This is a genomic window from Mycobacterium sp. Root135, assembly GCF_001426545.1.
In the GTDB taxonomy this organism is placed as follows: Bacteria; Actinomycetota; Actinomycetes; order Mycobacteriales; family Mycobacteriaceae; genus Mycobacterium.
Genome location: NZ_LMEZ01000005.1, coordinates 976,873 through 995,336, shown reverse-complemented (window position 1 = coordinate 995,336; position 18,464 = coordinate 976,873). Strand labels below are relative to the sequence as shown.

Below are 18,464 nucleotides of genomic sequence, written 5' to 3'. Positions count from 1 at the left end.
GCGCTAGATCAGCCCACGCTTGCTCGCCGCGTAGACCGCTTCGGCGCGCCTACTGACCTCGAGCTTGCGCATGATGTTGCTCACGTGGAACTTCGCGGTGGTGGCGGAGATGTAGAGCTGCTCGCCGATCTGGTTGTTGGACAACCCCGTTGCGAGCAGTCGGAGCACCTCGAGCTCGCGGGCGGTGAGCTGCTGGTGAACGTCAGCCCGCCCGGACATCGAGCGGACGACGGCGGCGGCACTTCGCGAGTCGAAGGCACTGTCGCCTGCCGAGATGGCCCGGATCGCCCGCACCAACTCGGTGGTGTCGACGTCCTTGACCACGTATCCCCTCGCTCCGGCGTGCATCGCCCGCACCACCAGGTCCTCGTCGAGGAACGTGGTGAGCACCAGCAGGCCGATGCCGGGGTGAGCCGCAGAGAGCTTGGTGCACAACGAAAGACCCTCGTACTCCGAGCCCGCGGACAGCTTGAGGTCCAGCAGCACCACGTCCGGGGTCGTCGCCAGGACGACGGCCACCGCCTCGGCCTCCGACGACGCCTCACCGACGACGACGAGTCCTCGCTGTCGCTCCAGCACCGAGCGCAGCCCCTCGCGCAGGATGGCGTGGTCGTCGACGAGCACCAGCCTGATCGTTCCCGTGGTGACGTCAGTCGTCATGGCCGGTCCTCTTCTCGTTGGGCGCCGGCACGGTGGCGACGACGCGCACGCCACCGATTCGCGACCGCAGCACCTCGAGGGTGCCGCCGTGTTCTCGGGCGCGGGCCAGCATGTTGGCCAATCCGCGGTGGTGTCCGTCGACGTCGGCGGCTTCGGATAGTCGCAACATCATCCGTAGCTTCTCGGGCTCGCCGTTGCCGTCGTCGGCGATGGACAGCGTCACCGCGGTAGGCGTGTAGTTCAACCGGACGATCGCCCGCGTCGCGTGGCCGTGCATCGCGGTGTTGAACAGCGCCTCGCCGGCGATCCGCAGCAGCGCATGTTCGACGTCGCTTGGCATTTCGACGGGACTGCCGACGACCTTCAGCGTCACCCGGAGGTCTTCTGGCATGTGCACGGTGGCCAACTGGTCGAGCATCTCCGGCAAGCTGGATCGCTGCGCGTCGCCCGGATGGTTCAGGGCGTATATCGCCGAGCGCAGCTGCTCGACGGCTGAGCGGCTCAGGTCCTTCGCCAGATCGAGCCGGTCGATCAGGTCGCTCGACGCCGACTGTGACTCCAATTCGCCGCGGCACACCTCGATCTGCATGCCTGCGGACAACACGGTCTGGGCGACGCTGTCGTGCAATTCCCGCGCGATGCGGTGCCGTTCCGAGTCGAGCACCTGATGGCGTTGGGCGGCGCCCAGCTCACGCTGGGTGGCGAGCAGTTCGGCGTTGCGCGCCTCGGACTCGGCGAGCAGCGCCTGGGACTTGCTGAACAGCGAACAGTTCTGCAGCGCGACCGCGGTCTGACTCGACAGGATGCGCATCACCACCTCGTCGGAGGTGTCCAGGGCGCGGCTGCGCGGAGTCCACGCCGCGAAGGCCCCGATGACGACGCCGTCGAGCTCGATGGGCACGTGGGCGTGTTGCCGCTCGATCACCGGAAGCCGGAACTGCGCCAGCTGTCCGCGCAGGATGTCGTTGAGCCGGTTGAGCACGGCGTCGGGTAGGTGCCTGCCGGGATCGGTTGCCCCGGAAAGACCTTCGAAGGCGTAGGCGACCCCTGCCGAATCCAGGATCAGGTGGCGCGGGCTCGCCTCTGGCAGTGCGCCGTCGGCGAGGGCGATCAGGATCCATTCGGCGTCGAGATGGATGCGGGCCGCTTCGGCGACGGCCCGGACCAGGTTCTCCGGCCCCTCGGTCGTCTGCACGAGAGCGCGGGAGATGATGTCAAAGGCCGCCACCACCCGGTCGAGCCGCTGAGCGGCGACGCGCAGTTCCGGGTAGAACGTGCCCTTGCCGGACCGCACTCCGGTCAGCCGCTCGAGGTCCGGGCGGCGGTCGGGGGTGTGCGAAAGTTCCGACGTCACATCGCAGTCCGGAACAGTGCCTGAATCTGGACGGCGTCGGCCTGCCGCGGATTTGTGGTCATGCAGGCGTCCTGCAGGGCGGCCGCCGCCAGTCGTGGCAGATCGGTTTCGTTGACGCCGAGCTGCGCCAGGCCACGCGGCACCCCGACCCGGACGGCCAGCTGCTCGATCCGATCGGCAAGGGCCAGAGCGGCTTCCGCCGCGGGAGCCCGGGGGTCGACGATCCCGAGGTAGGCGGCGATCGCCCGGAAGGGCTCCGGGTCGTCCTCGGCGTTGAACCGGATGACGTGGGGCAGCAGCACCCCGTTGATGACGCCGTGCGGAAGGTCGAGCAGCCCGCCGACCTGGTGGCTCATCGCGTGCGCGGCCCCGAGGATCGCGTTGGTGAAGGCCAGCCCGGCCTCCAACGCGGCCTGGGCCATCAGTATTCGTGCCGACATGTCCGTGGGCCGGTCGATGGTGGCGACCAGGTTGTCGGTCACCATCTGCACCGCCCGCAGCGCGTGATGATCGGTGAGCTGATTGTGCCCGAGCGACACGAACGCCTCGATGCCGTGCGTGAGGGCATCCAAACCCGTTGCAGCGTTTAGCCATTCTGGCATCGTGGTGAGCAGCCGCGGGTCGATCACCGTGATGTCCGGCACCAGCGACCGACCGAGGATGGTGATCTTGGTGTTGCGAGTGGTGTCGGTGACAATGCAGAACTGGGAGACGTCGGCGCCCGTCCCCGACGTCGACGGCACCACGACCAACGGCGGGATCGGCATCAACGCCTTGTCCACGCCCTCGTAGTCCAGGATGTTCCCACCGTTGGCGGCCAGGATTGCGACGCCCTTCGCGGCGTCGATCACCGACCCGCCTCCGACGGCGACCAGGACGTCGCAGCGGTTGGACCGGTACACCTCGTAGCCGGCGGCGATCTCGTGGTCCTTCGGGTTGGGCGTGAGGTCGCTCCACACCCTCGCCTCCACCCCCTGTTCGCGGAGGTGCCCGATCATCTCGTCGACCCAGCCGGCCTCGATCAGCCCTGAGTCGGTGACGAGCATGGGCCGGAGCGCACCCAGTCGCAGCGCCGCATGAGCCGCCTCCACCATCGAGTCGACGCCGAAGACGATCTCGGGCGCATGAAACTTCAGCACCCGGCCCGGCGCGAACCCGCCCGAGTCATGCGGATGCTCGGGGTGCGGCAGCGGCACCGCCGCCGGGTACCGCACCCGTTCCACGTTCGCCACAGTCCCGCCTCGACCACCGCTCGTCTGGGCCACCGAGTGTGACCCAGACAACACCGTGTGATCCACAGTACGACCTGTACCGGGCTCGGCCAATCGAGCTGGCCGGGCGCTCATCGGTACATCACGTCAGTCGTGAACTCGTGCGCCGTCCGCTCGAGTCCACTGAGGTCGCGCACCACCCGCACCCGGCTGCAGTATTCGGCATAGGCGGGAAGGTCGCAGCTGCCAAGCCCCCACGAGTACCGCGGTTCCGGCGTCAGCCATACCGTCTCGCGAGCCCGTCGGGTGATCTCCTCGAACGCCTCCAGGTTGGGGTCGTTGGCGTTGTTTCGGCCGTCGCCGAGCACCACCACGGTCGTCCGTCGCGTCACGGCGGAGGCGTGTTCGGCTAGGAAGTCCCCGAAGGCGTTGCCGTAGTCGGAATTCGCGTCGACGTCGATGACGTCTCCGCCGAACAGCATTCCCAGCGCACGGTCGCCGGAGTAGTCCCTGAACAGGTCGGTGGTCTCGGCGACGTCCGCGACGAACGCGAAGGTGCGCACCTGGGTGAACAGGTCTTGCAGACCGTGCACCAGGTTCAGAGTGAACCGCGACGTGGCCCGCACCGAGAGGCTCACGTCGGCGAGCACCACCAACCGCGGCCGGTCCTCCGCGCGCTTCACGGTGACGGGGACGAACGGGATGCCGTCGAACCGCATGTTGCGGCGCATCGTCCGCCCGGAGTCGACTCGCCCGGCCGCCGCGGTCCGCCGACGGTGGGTCAGCGCGCCGTGCAGGCTGCGCGCCAGCCTGCGCAGCGACTCCTCGAGCTCGGCCCGCTCGGTCTCCGGGAGCCGGGCCGACCCCGCCAGCGCGGCCTCGCGGTGTGTCCGCGTCTCCACGACCTTGTTCTCCAGTGCCAACAACGCCTCGAGGTGCTTCTTCAAGGCCTGCGGCAGATTCTCAAGAACACCGGTCAGCCTGCGGCGCAACGCCGCGGCGTCGGCCTCGTCTCCGTCGTCCGCGTCGGTCAGTTCGTCGAGCCAGCCGAGCAGGGCGTCCTGTTCGGCGATGGTGAGCGACGCCTCGACGCTGGTGCCGGTCGACGTCGCCAGCGTGCCCGGCGGCCCACCTCCGTGGAGTCGGTCCGCGGAGAGCTGCACCCGGTATTTGTTCTCGTCGGGGCCCGCGCTCTCCTTGGACAGCACGATCTGGTCGGTCAGCGCGGCGATGTCGATCTTGTTCGCCTCCTGGTGCAGGTTGTACTGCTGCGCCAGATCCTCCTGTTTGAAGTACTCCCGGATGCTGGCCGGCTTGCCGTGCTCGTGGCCTTCCTCCGGCTTGTCGCTGGGTTCGTCGGACAGCGTGAACGACTCGAGCTCGCCGGCGTCGACGAGGTCGTCGTGAGCGTGACCGTGGCCTCCAGCTCCGCCGTCACCACCGACGCGCACCAAGGAGAAGAACGCGTCGAATATCTCGTCGAACACCGGTTCGTCGCGCTGGTCCTTGACGAGTGCCACCCGCAGCGCAGTGCGCAGGATGGTTCGCGAGGACAGCACACCGGGTTGGCCGGCGCACCGCATCGCGTCCAGCGCCTCGGGGATCGAGACGCGCAAACCTCCGAGTCTGAGGAGCCGGACGAAACGGTGCAGGGTCGCTTCCACGTCGTTCCTAGAAGGGCCGACGCCGGCCGAGCGAGGCGTTCTTCTTGGGTGTTCCGTAGTACCCGTCGGCGAATCGGCCCGGTGTGTCCTTGGCCACCCGCACGGCCGCCCCGTCGGGTTCGGTGTCCGCCGCCGCGTGGGTGTGGGTGTGCTCGCCATGGTCATGCGAGTGGCCGTGCGCGTGATCATGGCCGTGACCGTTGTGCACCGAGGTGGGCACCGTCGCGTTGGGGTCGACGAGCCGCGGGAGCGCCTCGAGCGCCTTGCGAATGTCCTTGTCGTACTTGACAACCACCGACACCGTGTCCGACAGCACCTTCGCGGAGAGCTCGCCCACCCCGAGCACCGCCAGGGTGCGGGCCCAGTCGATGGTCTCGGAGATGCTCGGCGCCTTGCGCAGGTCGAGATCGCGCAGGCCGCGGACCACGTCGACCAGTTGCGCGGCCACCGCCTCGGTCAGACCGGTGTTCTTGGACCGGACGATCTCCAGTTCCCTTTCCGCAGAGGGATAGTCGAGGAAGAGATGGAGGCATCGCCGCTTCAGCGCCGCCGCCAAGTCTCGGGTGTTGTTCGACGTCAGGATCACGTAGGGCGCATGCTTGGCCGTAAACGTCCCGATCTCCGGAACCGACACCTGGTACTCGCCAAGCAATTCCAGCAGCACGGCTTCGAGCGCCTCGTCGGCGCGGTCGATTTCGTCGATCAGGAGGACAACCGGCTCGTCCGAGCGCACCGCCTCCAGCAGTGGTCGTGACGCCAGGAACCGGTCGGAGAAGAACACGCTCTCCTGGGCGCCGATCCGGTCGACGGCTTCGTCCAAGTCGGCGGCATCGGCCACCAACTGACCGATCTTCTCCCGGAGGATCTGGGTGTACAGCAGCTGCTTGCCGTAGTCCCACTCGTAGAGCGCCTTCGTCTCGTCCTGACCTTCGTAGCACTGCAGCCGTAGCAGACGGCGGCCGGTGGCTGCGGCCAGCGCCTTGGCCAGCTCTGTCTTGCCGACGCCGGCAGGCCCCTCGATCAGCAGGGGTTTGTCGAGCTTGGTCTGCAGGAAAACCGTTGTCGCAAGGCGCTCGTCGGCGATGTAACCCTCACCGGCGAGCGCCTCGCGCACAGCCTCGACGGAGTCGAACGATTCAGCGTGCGCGACGGAGGACGACATCAGGGTAGGAGCTCGTCGAGGTCACCGTTCATGCAGTGCTCGACGACCGGGCGGACGAGGTCGAACGTGCACTCCTTGGCATTGCCGGGAGTGCAGGCGTCACCGAGGACGTGGTTGGTGATGCGGTCGACGTCGGCCTTGTCGCCCTTGATCACCGGCGCATTCTCGTAGAACTTGGTCGGGCCCGAGCCGAGTCGGTTCTTGGAGTAGCTGTCCTGCTTGACGGCCGTGAACTTCTCGATGATGTTCACGTCGCGCAGGAGCCGGATCGCGGCGGCGAGAGCGGCATCGGCGGCCTGCACGTCGGTCATGCCGTAGGTGTCGACGCCCATCGCCTGGGCGATGTCGGCGAACCGCTTGTAGGCGGCGGACATGTTGAACGCCCACACTCGCGGAAGGGCGATCGCGTTGTTCAAGCCGTGATGGGTGTCATAGAACGCGCTGACGGCGTGCGAGATGGAGTGGATGATGCCGAGACCACCCGAGTTGAATGCTTGGGCCGCAACATATTGCGCGTACATCATGCCTTCGCGGCCCTTCAGGTCCTGACCGTTCCAGGTGGCCTCGCGCAGGTTCTCGGCGGTGAGCTTGATCGCCCGGATGGCGTTGCCGAGTGACGGCTCGAAGTTCAGCCGGGACACGTAGGGCTCCGAGGCGTGGGCGAGCACGTCGAACCCGCACTGGGCGGTGTAGTCGACGGGGCAGCTGTAGTAGAGCACCGGGTCGTCGATGGCCAGCGTCGCCACGGACGCGTCGTCGAAGGCGACGTACTTGTGCGGGTTGTCGGGATCGGTGGTGGTGTCGGTGATGACGTACGCCCAGGACGTCTCCGACCCGGTGCCCGCCGTGGTCGAAATCGCAATGTGCGGAGGGTTCTTCGGGTTCTCCGACATGTTGAAGCCCTCGAAGTCGTTGACGTTGCGACCGTCGTGCGCGACCGAGATGCGGGCACCCTTGCAGGCGTCGTGGGTGGAGCCACCGCCGATGGAGACGAAGCTGTCACATTCGTTCTCCTGGTACAGCTTCACCGAGTCCATGACGTTGTAGTCCTTGGGATTCGACTCCACCTGGTCGTACACGACGACCTCGAGGCCGTGCCACTTCAGGGACTCCGCCATGTTGTGCACGATGTCGGTGCCGCGCAGGCCCGACGACATCAGAAGCGTCTTCTTGAACCCCATCTTGAGGGCTTCCGGCCCGACCATCTCGTGGGCGCCGGGGCCCATCATGGCACGGGGGAAGGGGTGAAACTCCTTGATGGGAAAGGGCTTTAGCAGGTCTTCGACCTTCATGACTGTTCCTCTCGTCAGCGACGCGAGCTGCGCGTGACCATCAAGGTAGGCACGCAGCCGAGACGTGGGGAACACATCGACGGCAAGTCCGAATGCTCGGGCAGCACGAGTCGGGACGACCGGGCAGTGCCCGCCTGCCCGATCGGGTAGGCCTGGGCTGGTGCTAAGCCACCGCGGTCAGCGCCGCCGCGAGCAGCTCGAGCTCCTCGGTGGTCACGTCGACGTGCGGCGACACCCGAAGGACGGGACGCGTCATCTCGCCGGGCGCCCGTCCGATCAGCGCGCCGGTGGTGAGGATCCGGTGTTCGGCGATGAGACGCGCCCGCACCTCGAGCGGGTCGACGCCGTCGGGCGGGGTCAGCGTCGTGATGGCGCTTGGCTCGTCGACCGATTCAACCACCTGCCAGCCGGGCACGTCGGCGAGCACCGCGCGCGTCTGCGCACCCACCTCCGCGAGCCGCGCCTGGGTGCGCTTTGGTCCCGCCGCGACGTGTTCGCCGAGTGCCACCGAAAGACCAAGGTGGGCAGCGACGTTCACCTCGGCGTCGGCCAGGGCGGCCCTGGCCTCGTCGGTCAGCAGTCCAGCCCTCGTCGCCAGCAGTCCGACGCCGCGTGGTCCGGCCGTCCACTTGCGCGACGACGTGTACACCGCGTCGGCACCGGTGTCGGCGCAGTCGAGGTGCGCGAATGCCTGCGCGGCGTCGACGATCAGGGGGATGCCGTGTTCGCGGCACGCCGCGGCGATCGCCGCAACGGGCTGCACGACGCCGCGGTGACTGCCCAACATCGTGACGTGCACCAACGCCGGCGGGTCGTCGGCAAGGGCGCGGGCCGCGGCATCGGGGTCGAGCCGCCCTTCGCCGTCGGCCGGGAGCGGCACGGTCAGGAAACCGTGTCGCGCCATGACGACGAGGTTCGGCCCGTACTCACCGGGCAGGCAGGCGATCTTCTTGCCGCCCCGCCAATCGCCCAGCAGCACGCCGAGGGCGTGGGTGGCGCCCGTGGTGAAGACGACGTCGTCGCCGGTGAACCCGGTCAGGGCTCCGGCGGCGGCTCGACCCGCGTGCAGCGCAGGCGCGGCCGCCTCGGCGGCGACGTACCCGCCGACCTCGGCTTCGTGACGGGCGTGCGCCGCCGCGGCGTCCACCGCGGCGAAGGACTGTCGTGAGCAGGCAGCGCTGTCCAGGTGCACCCCCGCGGTCGACGGACGGGCCGCCCTCCAGTCCTCGGCGAGGCTCACTTGACGGCGAGCGAGAGCCCGAAGTCGCCTGCGGCATCGGTCCACCACTCGATCCGCCGCAGACCGGCCGCCGCGAGCTCCTCGGCGACGCCGTCCGGCTGGAACTTGCAGGACACCTCGGTCAGCATCTCCTCGCCCTCGGCGAAGTCGACGGTCAGGTCGAGGCCCTCGATTCGCACCCGCTGCGGACCGGTGGCACGCAACCGCATCTCGATGCGCAGCTCGTCGGGGTTCCACCGGGCGACGTGCTCGAACGCGTCGACGTCGAAGTCGGCGTCCAGCTCGCGGTTCACCACGGCGAGCACGTTCTTGTTGAAGGCCGCGGTGACACCAGCCGAATCGTCGTAGGCCCGAACCAGGCGGTCGACGTCCTTCACGAGGTCGGTGCCGAGCAAGAGGGTGTCCCCCGGCTGCAGGCTGTCGGCCAGCGCCGCAAGGAATTCGGCGCGCGGACCGGCGGTGAGGTTGCCGATCGTCGAGCCGAGGAAGACCACCAGCCGACGGCCGACCAATGGAATCTTGCCGAGGTGCTCCTCGAAGTCGCCACAGACGGCGTCGATCTCGACGCCGGGGTACTCGGCTCCGATGGCGGCGCCCGCCGACTCGAGGATCGTCGCGTCGACGTCGAAGGGGATGAACCGCCGCAGGGAACCGGCCTGGTCCATGGCGTCGAGCAGGATGCGCGTCTTCTCCGACGTTCCGCTGCCGAGCTCCACCAGGGTGTCCGCACCCGAGGTGGCCGCGACGTCGGCACCATGGGCGCGAAGGATCTCGGCTTCGGCGCGCGTCGGGTAGTACTCGGGCAGTCGGGTGATCTGATCGAACAGATCACTACCCGTGGCGTCGTAGAACCACTTGGGCGGCAACGACTTCGGTGAGGACGTCAAGCCGTCGCGGACGTCGCGCCGCAGCGCGTGGGCTGCGGCGTCGGCGGCGAGGTAGTTGGACAGGGACATGGTCATGACGAGCCTTTCAGAGCAATCAGTTCGACGGAGGTTCCCGAGACGTCCACCAGATGGCGGTCGGGAACTTCCTCCCAGCGGGGGTCGTCGTCGTAGGGTTCGCTCGCCAGCACGACGCCGTCGTCCCTTCGCAGGATCGACAGGGTGTCTCCCCACGTCGTGCCAAGCAGTCGAGATCCGTTGGCGGCGATGATGTTCAGGCGGGCGTTCGGATCGGCGTTGCCAACCTCGACGACGGTGTCACCCAGCACGTCGAGGCCGCGATCGAAGATCAGGGCGGCCAGCAGCGCGCTGTCGACGGTGGATTCGGCGGCCGACGACAGCGGTAGCACCGACCGGTCGACGACGCCGTTGTGGGACAGCAACCATTGGCCGTCGGTGAACGGCGCCGACGCCGACGGCTCGATCGGCATGCCGACGGTGGCCGACCGGACGGCCGCGACGACGCATCCACTGCGCAGCGCGGGCGCCACCGAGGCGAAGGACGCGTCACCCCACAGCGGTGCGGCACTGCGCCACCGCCGCGGCGTCCCGGCGTCGAAGAAACCGGCGCCCCAACCGTCGGCGTTCATCGTGCCGTGCTTCTGCAACCGGGGCGAATACGACTGCACCAGAAGGGCATCCGGCGGTTCGAGGACCAGGGACGCGACGGACACCGGCTCGCCGAGCCAGCCCAGGTGGCGGCACACCCTAGGCGTCCCACGCGAGTCGGACGCCGGAGAAGATCTGCCGGCGGATCGGATGGTCCCAGTTGCGGAAGCTCGGCCGCACGATGTTGGGGGCCACCGACCACGCGCCACCGCGCAGCACCCGGTAGTCACCGGCCCCGGAGCCCTCGAAGAAGGGGCTCGAATACTGCTCGTAGAGCATCGGGGTGAACCCCGGCCACGGCCGCAGCGAGGACGTCGTCCACTCCCACACGTCACCGAGCATCTGCTCCGCGCCGTAGGCCGACGCCCCGGCCGGGTAGGCCCCGACGGGCGCGGGCCGCAACGCCTCGCCACCCATGTTGACCAGGGCCGTGCTGGGTTCCGTTGCACCCCAAGGGAACCTGCGGCGAACACCCCGTTCCGGGTCCCAGGCGCAAGCCTTCTCCCACTCCACCTCGGTGGGCAACCGGGCACCGGCCCACGCGGCGTACGCCTCGGCTTCGAAGTACGTCACGTGCTGCACGGGTTCGTCGGCGGGAATGTCCTCCAGGTATCCGAACCGCGTTCGCGTGCCTGCCTCGACACTCCAGAACTTCGGCGAGGTCAGCCCGGCCTGCTGACGGTGCGCCCACCCGGCGTCCGACCACCACCGCGGTTCGAGATAGCCGCCGTCGTCGACGAATTCGCGCCACTCGCCGTTGGTGACGGGAACCCGTCCGATCCGGAACGACGCCACGTCGACGACGTGCGCGTCGCGTTCGTTGTCCAGCGACATCGGCTCCTCGGCGGCGGTGACACCGAGGACGAACGGCCCGCCCGGGACCAATACAGACGTCCCTGCGACGCCAGGGCGCCCCGGCGGCAGCGGCGCGCCGCGGCCCAGGATCGGCGGACCCGTGCGAATGCTCAAGGCCTGCAACATGGTTTCGTCGTGCTGGTTCTCGTGGCTGACCACCAAGCCGAACACGAAGGCGCCGCTGCCGTCGTCGGCGGGCAGAGCCTCGAGCGCGTCGAGCGACTTGTCCCGGACGGTGCGAACGAATGAGCGCGCGTCCGTCGGCGGCAGCAGCGGCAGGTTGACGCGACTGGCCCGCGAGTGTTCGAAGGCGTCGTAGAGCCGTTCCACCGCCGGCTCGAGCAGCCCCGGCCGACGTGGGTCGTTACCGCGGAGCAGCCACATCTCCTCTTGCCAGCCGATGTGCGCCAGGTCCCACACCAGCGGACTCATCAGCGGGTCGTACTGTCGCAGCAGCTCGGCGTCGTCGAGTTCGACGAGCCGCAGCGTGCGCTCCCTTGCCGAGGTGAGCTCCCTCGCCAGTTCCTCTCGGGTAATCACGCGGTCATACCCGCCAATCGGCTCACGGCCGCCGGGACCGTGCTTCCGGCGACGAGGTCGGTGAAGTCGTCGGCCGAGCTCCGGCCAAGTTCCACGCGGCGCAACAACCGCTGCATCGGGGCACGCAACTCCGGCGGCGCCAGATCGGCGACGGTTTGCACGCACCGCAGGGCCGCCGCGCGTAGCCGCTCGTCGCCGAGTCCGACCCTGGCGGCCAGGTCCCATTCGGTGGCAACGGGTTCCGTCGCCTCCGCGGCGACGTCGACGGCCGACGGGTCGTCCAGGAGGGTGGCCAGGGTGAAGACCACGGCCGGCCACACGTCGTCCGGCGTGCTGTCGAGGTACCGGATCTCCAGGAAGCCGCGCGGCCGCACGGGCGGAAACAACGTCGTGAGGTGGTAGTCCAGGTCGGCCGCCGTCGGACGTCGGCCCCCGAGCAGCGCGCGGCCGTCGGCCCAGTCGGCAAACGGGACGACCTGTGTGAGGGGAGTCGCGGGGGCAGTCCCTATGCCTTGCACCAACATCACCGGGGCCTTCAGCGCGTAGCTGACCCAGTCGTCGGCCGGGTCACCGCCGCTGGCACCCAACACCGGACCGGTGCGGGCAGAGTCCAGCCGGCTCCACACCCGCTGCCGGGTGCTGCGCCAGCCGGAGGGTTCACCGCCGAGGAGCGGTGAATTGGCGGAGATCGCGATCATCGTCGGGCCAAGCGCGTGGGCGAGCCGAACCCGCTCGGCCCAGCCCGCACGTGGACCGGCGTCGAGGTTGACCTGCACCGACGCCGTCGACGTCATCATTGCCGCGCCGGCGTCGACCGTGCCGCTGGCGGCGAAGAACTGCTCCATGGCGCGGTAGCGATCCCCCGGGTTGACCCGTTTCGGTGGGCGAAGGGGATCGGCGCCGAGCAACACCAGGCCCAGTCCGTGTTCGGCGAACGCCCTCGTCAGCACCGCCCGATCGGATCGCATCGCCGCGATGGCGGGCACCACCGAATCCGCGGGCGGGCCGGACAGCTCCACCGCACCGCCCGGCTCGACGGTGATGGGGCTGCCGCCGGGCATCGGCGGGACCTTGGCGATCACCTCGGTGAGCTCGGCCCACCCCGGGCGTCGCATGGGGTCGTCGAGGTCGAAGCAGTGCGCCTCGATCTCGAGCCCGATGCGGCCAATCGGGCCGTCGGTCAAACACTCGGCGCCGATCCGGCGGGCCGCGTCGGCGGAGTCCGTCAGCTCGGCTCCGCACAGGTCTGTGGTGGTGGTCACGCCAACCATCCCCTCCGGATCACCGCGCGGGGGCAAGGCGCGGCTCGTTCGCGTACAAGATCGCCTTCACCATCTTCTGAGAGGTAACCGACAAAACGGCCAAAACAATTCATTCCGGACTGCCGTACGGGCGCAGCCGCTATTGGCCCAGTGTGTTCTGCATCGCGCCGGCCAGCACGTTCACCGCAGGCCCGCCGTTGCCAGGCTGGCACACTTTCGCTTGTAGCAGAACGTTCTCGCGCAGCCTGGTTTGAATGAAGCACCGACGATCAGTACCCGCCTCCTGCTTCACCCACACCGCGTCGTTGCCCCTTGGTCCGTCGCCGGAGAACGACCAGACCTGCGTGGTGAAGTCGTCCAGGTGCATGGCCGTGGTTTGGCCGGCGCAGCCGACGGTCCTGTCGGTCACGCGATGGAAGGCGCGGGTGGCGGCCTCGCCGGTCGCGAACACTCCGACGGCCTGTTTCACCAGGTTTGTGTCGTCGTCTGCGGCGCGCTGGGCGACGGCACCGTTGAACGACGCCAGGTCGGGATCGGTGTAGACCTCGGGCAGGCCGATGTCGGCCCAGTTGTTGCAGGCGGGCAGGTCGACGTAATAGGCCTGGAAGGGCGCGGTGAAGGTCGACTCCCACCGCATCGGGGCGCCCACGACGTTGCCGACCGAGCCCTTGCCGAGCACGGCGTAGGACACCACCCCCGGGTCGGAGGGTCGCGCGTCGGCGACCGGCGCCAGTGCGACCGCCGCCGCCATCACGGCCACCGCCACACCGGCGGTCGTGCGCATCGGCTAGACGACCTTGGCAGTCAGCTTGACGTCGATGTTTCCGCGAGTGGCCTTGGAGTACGGGCAGAAGCCGTGGGCCTTCTCCATCAGGTCGTCGGCGACGCCCTGCTCGAGGCCGGGGAGGTATCCGATGAGGTGCGCGTTCAGGCCGAAGCCACCCTCGGAGTCCTTGCCGAAGCCAATCTGAGCGGTGATCGCGCTGGCGTCGTCGATGGAGATCTTCTCGTTCTTGGCGACCAGGCGCAGTGCGCCGAGGAAACAGGCGGAGTAGCCGGCCGAGAAGAGCAGTTCGGGGTTGACGCCCTCGCCACTGCCACCCATCTCCTTGGGCGGACGGGTGTCGAGGTCGATCTTCCCGTCGGCGGACGTCACGTGGCCGTCGCGGCCCCCACCGGTGGACGTGGATTCTGCGGTGTAGACGACTTCGATGCTCATGCGTTCGATCATGCCAGCTGCGACGGCGGGCGAGAATCCCTTAGAAGATCGTCAGGGTGCAGTACGTCCGGGGCGGGGACGGGTAGGGCCAGGCGTATTGACCGACCGCCGCGGGGCAAGCGCGTTGATCGCGGACGTCGAGGCGCTGGGTGACCTGGACCAGCAGGCCGTCCTGGCCGCGCTCGGCACAGTCGGCGAGCTGCAGCATGCCGATCGGCATGTCCATGACGTAGCAGTGGTTGGCGACGAGGTTGGGTACCAGGCACAGTCGCGTCGTCGACGGATCGGCGAATTGCGTTGGCACATGCTGATATTCGACGCTCGGGCAGGCCCCGGATTTGTCGGCGAGCGCCCCGACGGTGTAGCTCGGGTCGGCCGCGCAGGATGCCTTGTCGGCGGTCAACGTGGTCGGCGAGTCCGGCGCCTCCGACGGGATGGCGACGCAGTCGCCGACGGAGAACACCTTCGCCAAGCCGCGCTGCGGCGCCTCGGCCTGCATCGAGCAACCGCTCGTCAGGAGGACCAATGCCGCGCCGACCGCCGCGATGAGCCTCACTCGCATGCGTGTCATGGGTGACGACATTGTCACGAATTGGGAACCGTCGCCACATGTTCCCCAAAGTTCTCAATAGTCTCACAGACCCCACGCGAATCACAAGGATGGCATTCACCCCGGCGTGTCGCGCCGCCATTCCCGCCCCAAACGTGAAGCTGGCGACGCACCACCCGCGTGGTGCATCGCCAGATTCACTACCGAAGGAGAAGCGTCAGCCGTTGCCGGCGCGTACGCCTTCCTCGACCTTCTTGCCGATCTCCGGGTCGACGTTGGTCCAGTACTCGAAGACCCTCGACAACACCGGCTCCTTCACGCCGTCGAGCACGTGGCCGACGATGTTGCCCACGAGGCGTTCGCGCTGATCGTCGTCCATGACCTCCCGGACCAGCGCACCAGCCTGGCCCCAGTCGTCGTCCTCGGCCCGCAACGCATACGCCGTACGGACCATGTCGCCGTCGGCCATCCAGTGCACCTCGGAGGCGCGGGCCGGGTCGGCCACGGGACCGCCCATCGAATTCGGCGCATAGACCGGGTCGGTGGCGAGCTTGATCCGCATCGCCCCGTCCTTGGAGTACGCGTTGACCTCCGACTTCGGCTCGTTGACCGGGATCTGCTTGTAGTTCACGCCAAGGCGGGCGCGGTGGGCGTCGGAGTAGGAGAACCCCCGGGCCAGCAACATCTTGTCCGGGGACAGGCCGGTGCCGGGCACGAGGTTGTTCGGCTCGAACGCCGCCTGCTCGATCTGCGCGTGATAGTCCACGACGTTGCGGTTGAGCGTCATCGTGCCGACGTCGATCAATGGGTAGTCCGAGTGCGGCCACACCTTGGTCAGGTCGAACGGGTTGATCCGGTAGGTCTTGGCGTCCTCGAACGGCATGACCTGGATCTTTAGCGTCCAGCTTGGGTGGTTGCCTGCCTCGATGGAGTCGAACAGGTCCCGCTGGTGGTAGTCGCCGTCCTCGCCGGCAATGCGATCGGCGTCCTCCTGGGTGAGGTAGTCGATGCCCTGGTCGGAGATGAAGTGGTACTTCACCCACGACAACTCGTCGTTCGCGTTGACCAGGCTGTAGGTGTGACTGGAGTAGCCGTTCATGTTTCGCCAGGTTTTGGGGATGCCGCGGTCACCCATCAGATAGGTGACCTGATGCGCCGACTCCGGCACCAGGGTCCAGAAGTCCCACTGCATGTTGTGGTCGCGAAGGTTGTTGGCGGCCATCCGTTTCTGGCTGCGGATGAAGTTCTGGAACTTCATCGGGTCGCGGATGAAGAACACCGGCGTGTTGTTGCCGACCATGTCCCAGTTGCCCTCGGACGTGTAGAACTTCAGCGAGAAGCCCCGCGGGTCACGCCACGTGTCTGGGCTGCCTCGCTCCCCCGCCACGGTCGAGAACCTCGCCACCATCTCCGTCTTGACGCCCGGCTGCAGGAACGCCGCCTTGGTGTACCGGCTGACGTCGTTGGTGACCTCGAAGGTGCCGAACGCTCCGCCGCCCTTGGCGTGGGGCTGCCGCTCCGGAATCCGCTCCCGGTTGAAGTTCGCCATCTGCTCGATCAGGTAGTGGTCCTGCAGCAGAATCGGCCCGTCGGGACCGACCGTGAGTGAGTGTTCGACGCTTGGGATCGGCGCGCCGCCGTCCGTGGTTGCGATCTTTTCAGTCATGAACCCATCCATCTCCGGGTGGCGTCGCGGCCACTCGGGGCTGGGCCGCATCTCGTCTGACGCACCGCTCCCCGTGGCATACCCACGAAGCGTCGCACGCACTCGTCACCCCGATTCGAGGCTATCGACCGGGAGGCGTGGGCGGAGGTGAACCGGGACCTTGACCCGGGCCTTGACCGAAACCGGGACCGCCTGGGAAACCGGGGCCTCCCGGACCGCCCTGCCAGCCGTGCCGAGGCCCACCGCCGTCGTGCTCCATCTGACCGTTGCCGTGTCCGTGATGACCGCCGTGGTGGTGACCACCGCCGACGCTGGCCCCGAGCACGAACCCGGAGAAGAAGATGACGGCGACGACGAAGACCGTCCCCGCGACGATGCCGACCCACGCCAAGACGACGTTGAGCCTGCCGCCGCGGCGGCGCGGCTCGACGTCCCGCTCTTGGACGACGACGGGGGCGGTGGTGGCCGGGGTCTCGATGGGACCCGTTGCCGATTCTGGTGACGACGCTGTTTCGCTCATGGTTCCGATCTTGGCCGCGATGGTGATGCGCCAATGATGAACCGGCTATGAAAGCGCTATGAGCGGGTCAGCGCGGCGGTTGCCCCGGCACCTGGGTCGTCGGCCCCTGCGGCGGCATCGGGAATTGCGGGAAGATGTTCGGCAGCGTGAACGTCGGCCCATTTGGGATGACGATGCCGGGGCCCGGCCGCTCGAACTGGCCACGTGGCATCGGCATGATCATCGGGCCCTGCTCGGTGCCTGCCGCGCTTCGGTCCGGCGGCACGGGGGCCGTTTCGCGACCGAAGTAGAACCCGGAGCCGAACAACACGGCGACGATGACGAGTGAGCCGGCGACGATGCCCACCCACGCCGCCACCTTGTTCAGGCGGCTGGGCTTGCCCGGCGGGGGCATCTGCTGCGGTCCCGGCCCGGGCGGCGGGTAGGCGTATCCCTGGGGCGGCTGCTGGTAGTGCCCTTCGGGAAGGACTGCGGTCTGCGGACCCGTCGCGGCGTCGCCGGGATAGTCGACTGGTTGGCTCATGGCGTCCATGATCGTCGTCGGTTCGAGGCTGGGTCGACAAATTTCCGTCGTGTTCCCTCGTGAATCCACTGTGGAGGTTTGCCGAGTGCCCGATGGGCAACCACCTACCGCATGGGACAGCCGCAGAACGACCCGCCGTCGACGCCCCGGGACGCCACCGAGACCACCGAGGAGCAGCGCGAAATGCAGGATCAGTTGGACGACCCGACGTCCGATCCGGAGGCGCCGGCCGGGCATCAGGATCATCACCAGGTCGCCGACGAGACCTAGCGGCCCACGGCCCCGATCGACATCAGCGTCGGAGCCAGCTCTTCGAGACCGGCAACCCCGCCGTCGAAGTCGCCGCCCGGCATCATCACCATGACATGGTCGGCGCCGGCCTGCAGGTGCGCCCGCACCAGGTTCGCGACGGCATCGGGACGGCCGTGACCGACGACGGCGTCGACCAACCGGTCGTCGGCGTTCGCGGAATACCCGAGTCCGACAACGATTTTGGCGTAGGCCGGACTGCTGAGCGACGCGCTGACCGTGGCCCGGGCCGTCTCTCTGGCGCGGTCGAGGTCTGAGTCGACGACGACGGACAGCCCGACGACGAGCAGCTTGTCCGGACCGAGGACCTGCCTGGCCTTCGCCGTGTGGTCGGCGGGCAGTCCCGCAGGCAACGCACCGTCGGCCGTCTCGGCGGCCAGCTCGAGCATCTTGGGACCGTTTGCGGCGATGATTCGTGGATAGTCGGCGTCGGGCACCGGCGGCCAGGTGGCCTCGCCCATCCGGCGTTGGTATTCGCGCATGGTGTCCAGCGGCCGGCCGTAGTCGCGGCCCGCGGTCTCGGCCTGTTGCGGATGTCCCACGCCGAGCCCGAGGACGAAGCGGCCCGGATGGGCCTGGGCCAGCTGCGCGGCCGCGGCGGCCAGGGTCTGCGGCTCCCGCACCCAGACGTTGGCAACGCCGGTGCCGAAGGTCATGCGTCGAGTGGCGCCGAGCAGAAGCGCCAGCTGGACCAGCGCGTCCTTGCCGAAGACCTCATTGGTCCAGGTGCACGGGTAGCCGGCGCGTTCGAACCGCTCGACGGCGTCCCGCTGCGTGTGTACGGAAGGCGCCTCGGTGAACGAGACCGGCAGGAAGGCCCCGACCGGCCCAATCGCGCGACGGGCGGCTTCGACTGTGTTCACGTTCATTGCGTACCGCCTTCA

At 68.3% G+C, this 18,464-nt stretch carries 19 protein-coding genes; 1 reads left to right on the top strand and 18 read right to left on the bottom strand.

Annotated features, from left to right (window positions below; translation table 11 throughout):
* Window positions 1-3: 3 nt before the first annotated feature.
* The 17 genes from ASD37_RS15885 to ASD37_RS15805 form a co-directional block, all read right to left on the bottom strand.
* Window positions 4-660, bottom strand: coding sequence for a response regulator (locus ASD37_RS15885; RefSeq protein WP_056552600.1), 657 nt, complete (start codon window positions 658-660; stop codon window positions 4-6).
* Window positions 650-2,014, bottom strand: coding sequence for a histidine kinase (locus ASD37_RS15880; protein WP_056552597.1), 1,365 nt, complete (start codon window positions 2,012-2,014; stop codon window positions 650-652). The genes ASD37_RS15885 and ASD37_RS15880 overlap by 11 nt, the downstream gene beginning before the upstream one ends.
* Window positions 2,011-3,204 carry an iron-containing alcohol dehydrogenase gene (locus ASD37_RS15875; protein ID WP_235568428.1) on the bottom strand — a complete coding sequence of 398 codons (1,194 nt, stop codon included), beginning with the start codon at window positions 3,202-3,204 and terminating at the stop codon, window positions 2,011-2,013. Before ASD37_RS15875 ends, ASD37_RS15880 begins: the two co-directional genes overlap by 4 nt.
* 152 nt (window positions 3,205-3,356) lie before the next feature.
* Entirely contained in the window at window positions 3,357-4,889 is a 1,533-nt protein-coding gene (locus ASD37_RS15870; protein WP_056552595.1) for a VWA domain-containing protein, read from the bottom strand.
* A gap of 7 nt (window positions 4,890-4,896) precedes the next feature.
* Complete coding sequence (locus tag ASD37_RS15865) at window positions 4,897-6,051, bottom strand: MoxR family ATPase (protein WP_056552592.1); 1,155 nt, start codon at window positions 6,049-6,051, stop codon at window positions 4,897-4,899.
* Complete coding sequence (gene mdo, locus ASD37_RS15860) at window positions 6,051-7,343, bottom strand: NDMA-dependent methanol dehydrogenase (protein ID WP_056552589.1); 1,293 nt, start codon at window positions 7,341-7,343, stop codon at window positions 6,051-6,053. Before mdo ends, ASD37_RS15865 begins: the two co-directional genes overlap by 1 nt.
* Window positions 7,344-7,506: 163 nt before the next feature.
* On the bottom strand, window positions 7,507-8,583 hold the full coding sequence (gene egtE, locus ASD37_RS15855; protein WP_056552587.1) for an ergothioneine biosynthesis PLP-dependent enzyme EgtE: 1,077 nt from the start codon (window positions 8,581-8,583) through the stop codon (window positions 7,507-7,509).
* Window positions 8,580-9,545 (bottom strand): L-histidine N(alpha)-methyltransferase, encoded by a 966-nt coding sequence (gene egtD / locus ASD37_RS15850; protein WP_056552584.1) that lies wholly within the window; start codon window positions 9,543-9,545, stop codon window positions 8,580-8,582. Before egtD ends, egtE begins: the two co-directional genes overlap by 4 nt.
* Window positions 9,542-10,234: an ergothioneine biosynthesis protein EgtC gene (gene egtC, locus ASD37_RS15845; RefSeq protein ID WP_056552581.1), complete on the bottom strand. Its 693-nt coding sequence runs from the start codon at window positions 10,232-10,234 to the stop codon at window positions 9,542-9,544. The genes egtD and egtC overlap by 4 nt, the downstream gene beginning before the upstream one ends.
* Before the next feature lies 1 nt (window position 10,235).
* Complete coding sequence (gene egtB, locus ASD37_RS15840) at window positions 10,236-11,531, bottom strand: ergothioneine biosynthesis protein EgtB (RefSeq protein WP_056552577.1); 1,296 nt, start codon at window positions 11,529-11,531, stop codon at window positions 10,236-10,238.
* On the bottom strand, window positions 11,528-12,802 hold the full coding sequence (gene egtA / locus ASD37_RS15835; RefSeq protein WP_056552575.1) for an ergothioneine biosynthesis glutamate--cysteine ligase EgtA: 1,275 nt from the start codon (window positions 12,800-12,802) through the stop codon (window positions 11,528-11,530). The genes egtB and egtA overlap by 4 nt, the downstream gene beginning before the upstream one ends.
* A gap of 130 nt (window positions 12,803-12,932) precedes the next feature.
* The gene (locus tag ASD37_RS15830; protein ID WP_056552572.1) at window positions 12,933-13,577 is read right to left on the bottom strand and encodes a sensor domain-containing protein; all 645 of its coding nucleotides are present in this window, start codon (window positions 13,575-13,577) and stop codon (window positions 12,933-12,935) included.
* A 3-nt stretch (window positions 13,578-13,580) separates the two neighbouring features.
* A complete protein-coding gene (locus tag ASD37_RS15825; protein ID WP_200959905.1) occupies window positions 13,581-14,012 on the bottom strand; it encodes an organic hydroperoxide resistance protein in 432 nt (143 codons plus the stop codon).
* Between the two features lie 40 nt (window positions 14,013-14,052).
* Window positions 14,053-14,583: a hypothetical protein gene (locus ASD37_RS15820; protein ID WP_056552567.1), complete on the bottom strand. Its 531-nt coding sequence runs from the start codon at window positions 14,581-14,583 to the stop codon at window positions 14,053-14,055.
* A 196-nt stretch (window positions 14,584-14,779) separates the two neighbouring features.
* Window positions 14,780-16,228: a catalase gene (locus ASD37_RS15815; protein ID WP_056553468.1), complete on the bottom strand. Its 1,449-nt coding sequence runs from the start codon at window positions 16,226-16,228 to the stop codon at window positions 14,780-14,782.
* 121 nt (window positions 16,229-16,349) lie between these two features.
* On the bottom strand, window positions 16,350-16,748 hold the full coding sequence (locus ASD37_RS30990; RefSeq protein WP_082570162.1) for a hypothetical protein: 399 nt from the start codon (window positions 16,746-16,748) through the stop codon (window positions 16,350-16,352).
* 67 nt (window positions 16,749-16,815) lie between these two features.
* Window positions 16,816-17,271 (bottom strand): hypothetical protein, encoded by a 456-nt coding sequence (locus ASD37_RS15805; RefSeq protein WP_156720897.1) that lies wholly within the window; start codon window positions 17,269-17,271, stop codon window positions 16,816-16,818.
* A gap of 111 nt (window positions 17,272-17,382) precedes the next feature.
* On the opposite strand from ASD37_RS15805, the gene ASD37_RS31995 reads away from it, so the two are divergent.
* Window positions 17,383-17,541, top strand: coding sequence for a hypothetical protein (locus ASD37_RS31995; RefSeq protein ID WP_200959904.1), 159 nt, complete (start codon window positions 17,383-17,385; stop codon window positions 17,539-17,541).
* Here ASD37_RS31995 and ASD37_RS15800 read toward each other — a convergent pair.
* Complete coding sequence (locus ASD37_RS15800) at window positions 17,538-18,449, bottom strand: TIGR03620 family F420-dependent LLM class oxidoreductase (RefSeq protein ID WP_056552559.1); 912 nt, start codon at window positions 18,447-18,449, stop codon at window positions 17,538-17,540. The genes ASD37_RS31995 and ASD37_RS15800 overlap by 4 nt on opposite strands.
* Window positions 18,450-18,464: the final 15 nt, after the last annotated feature.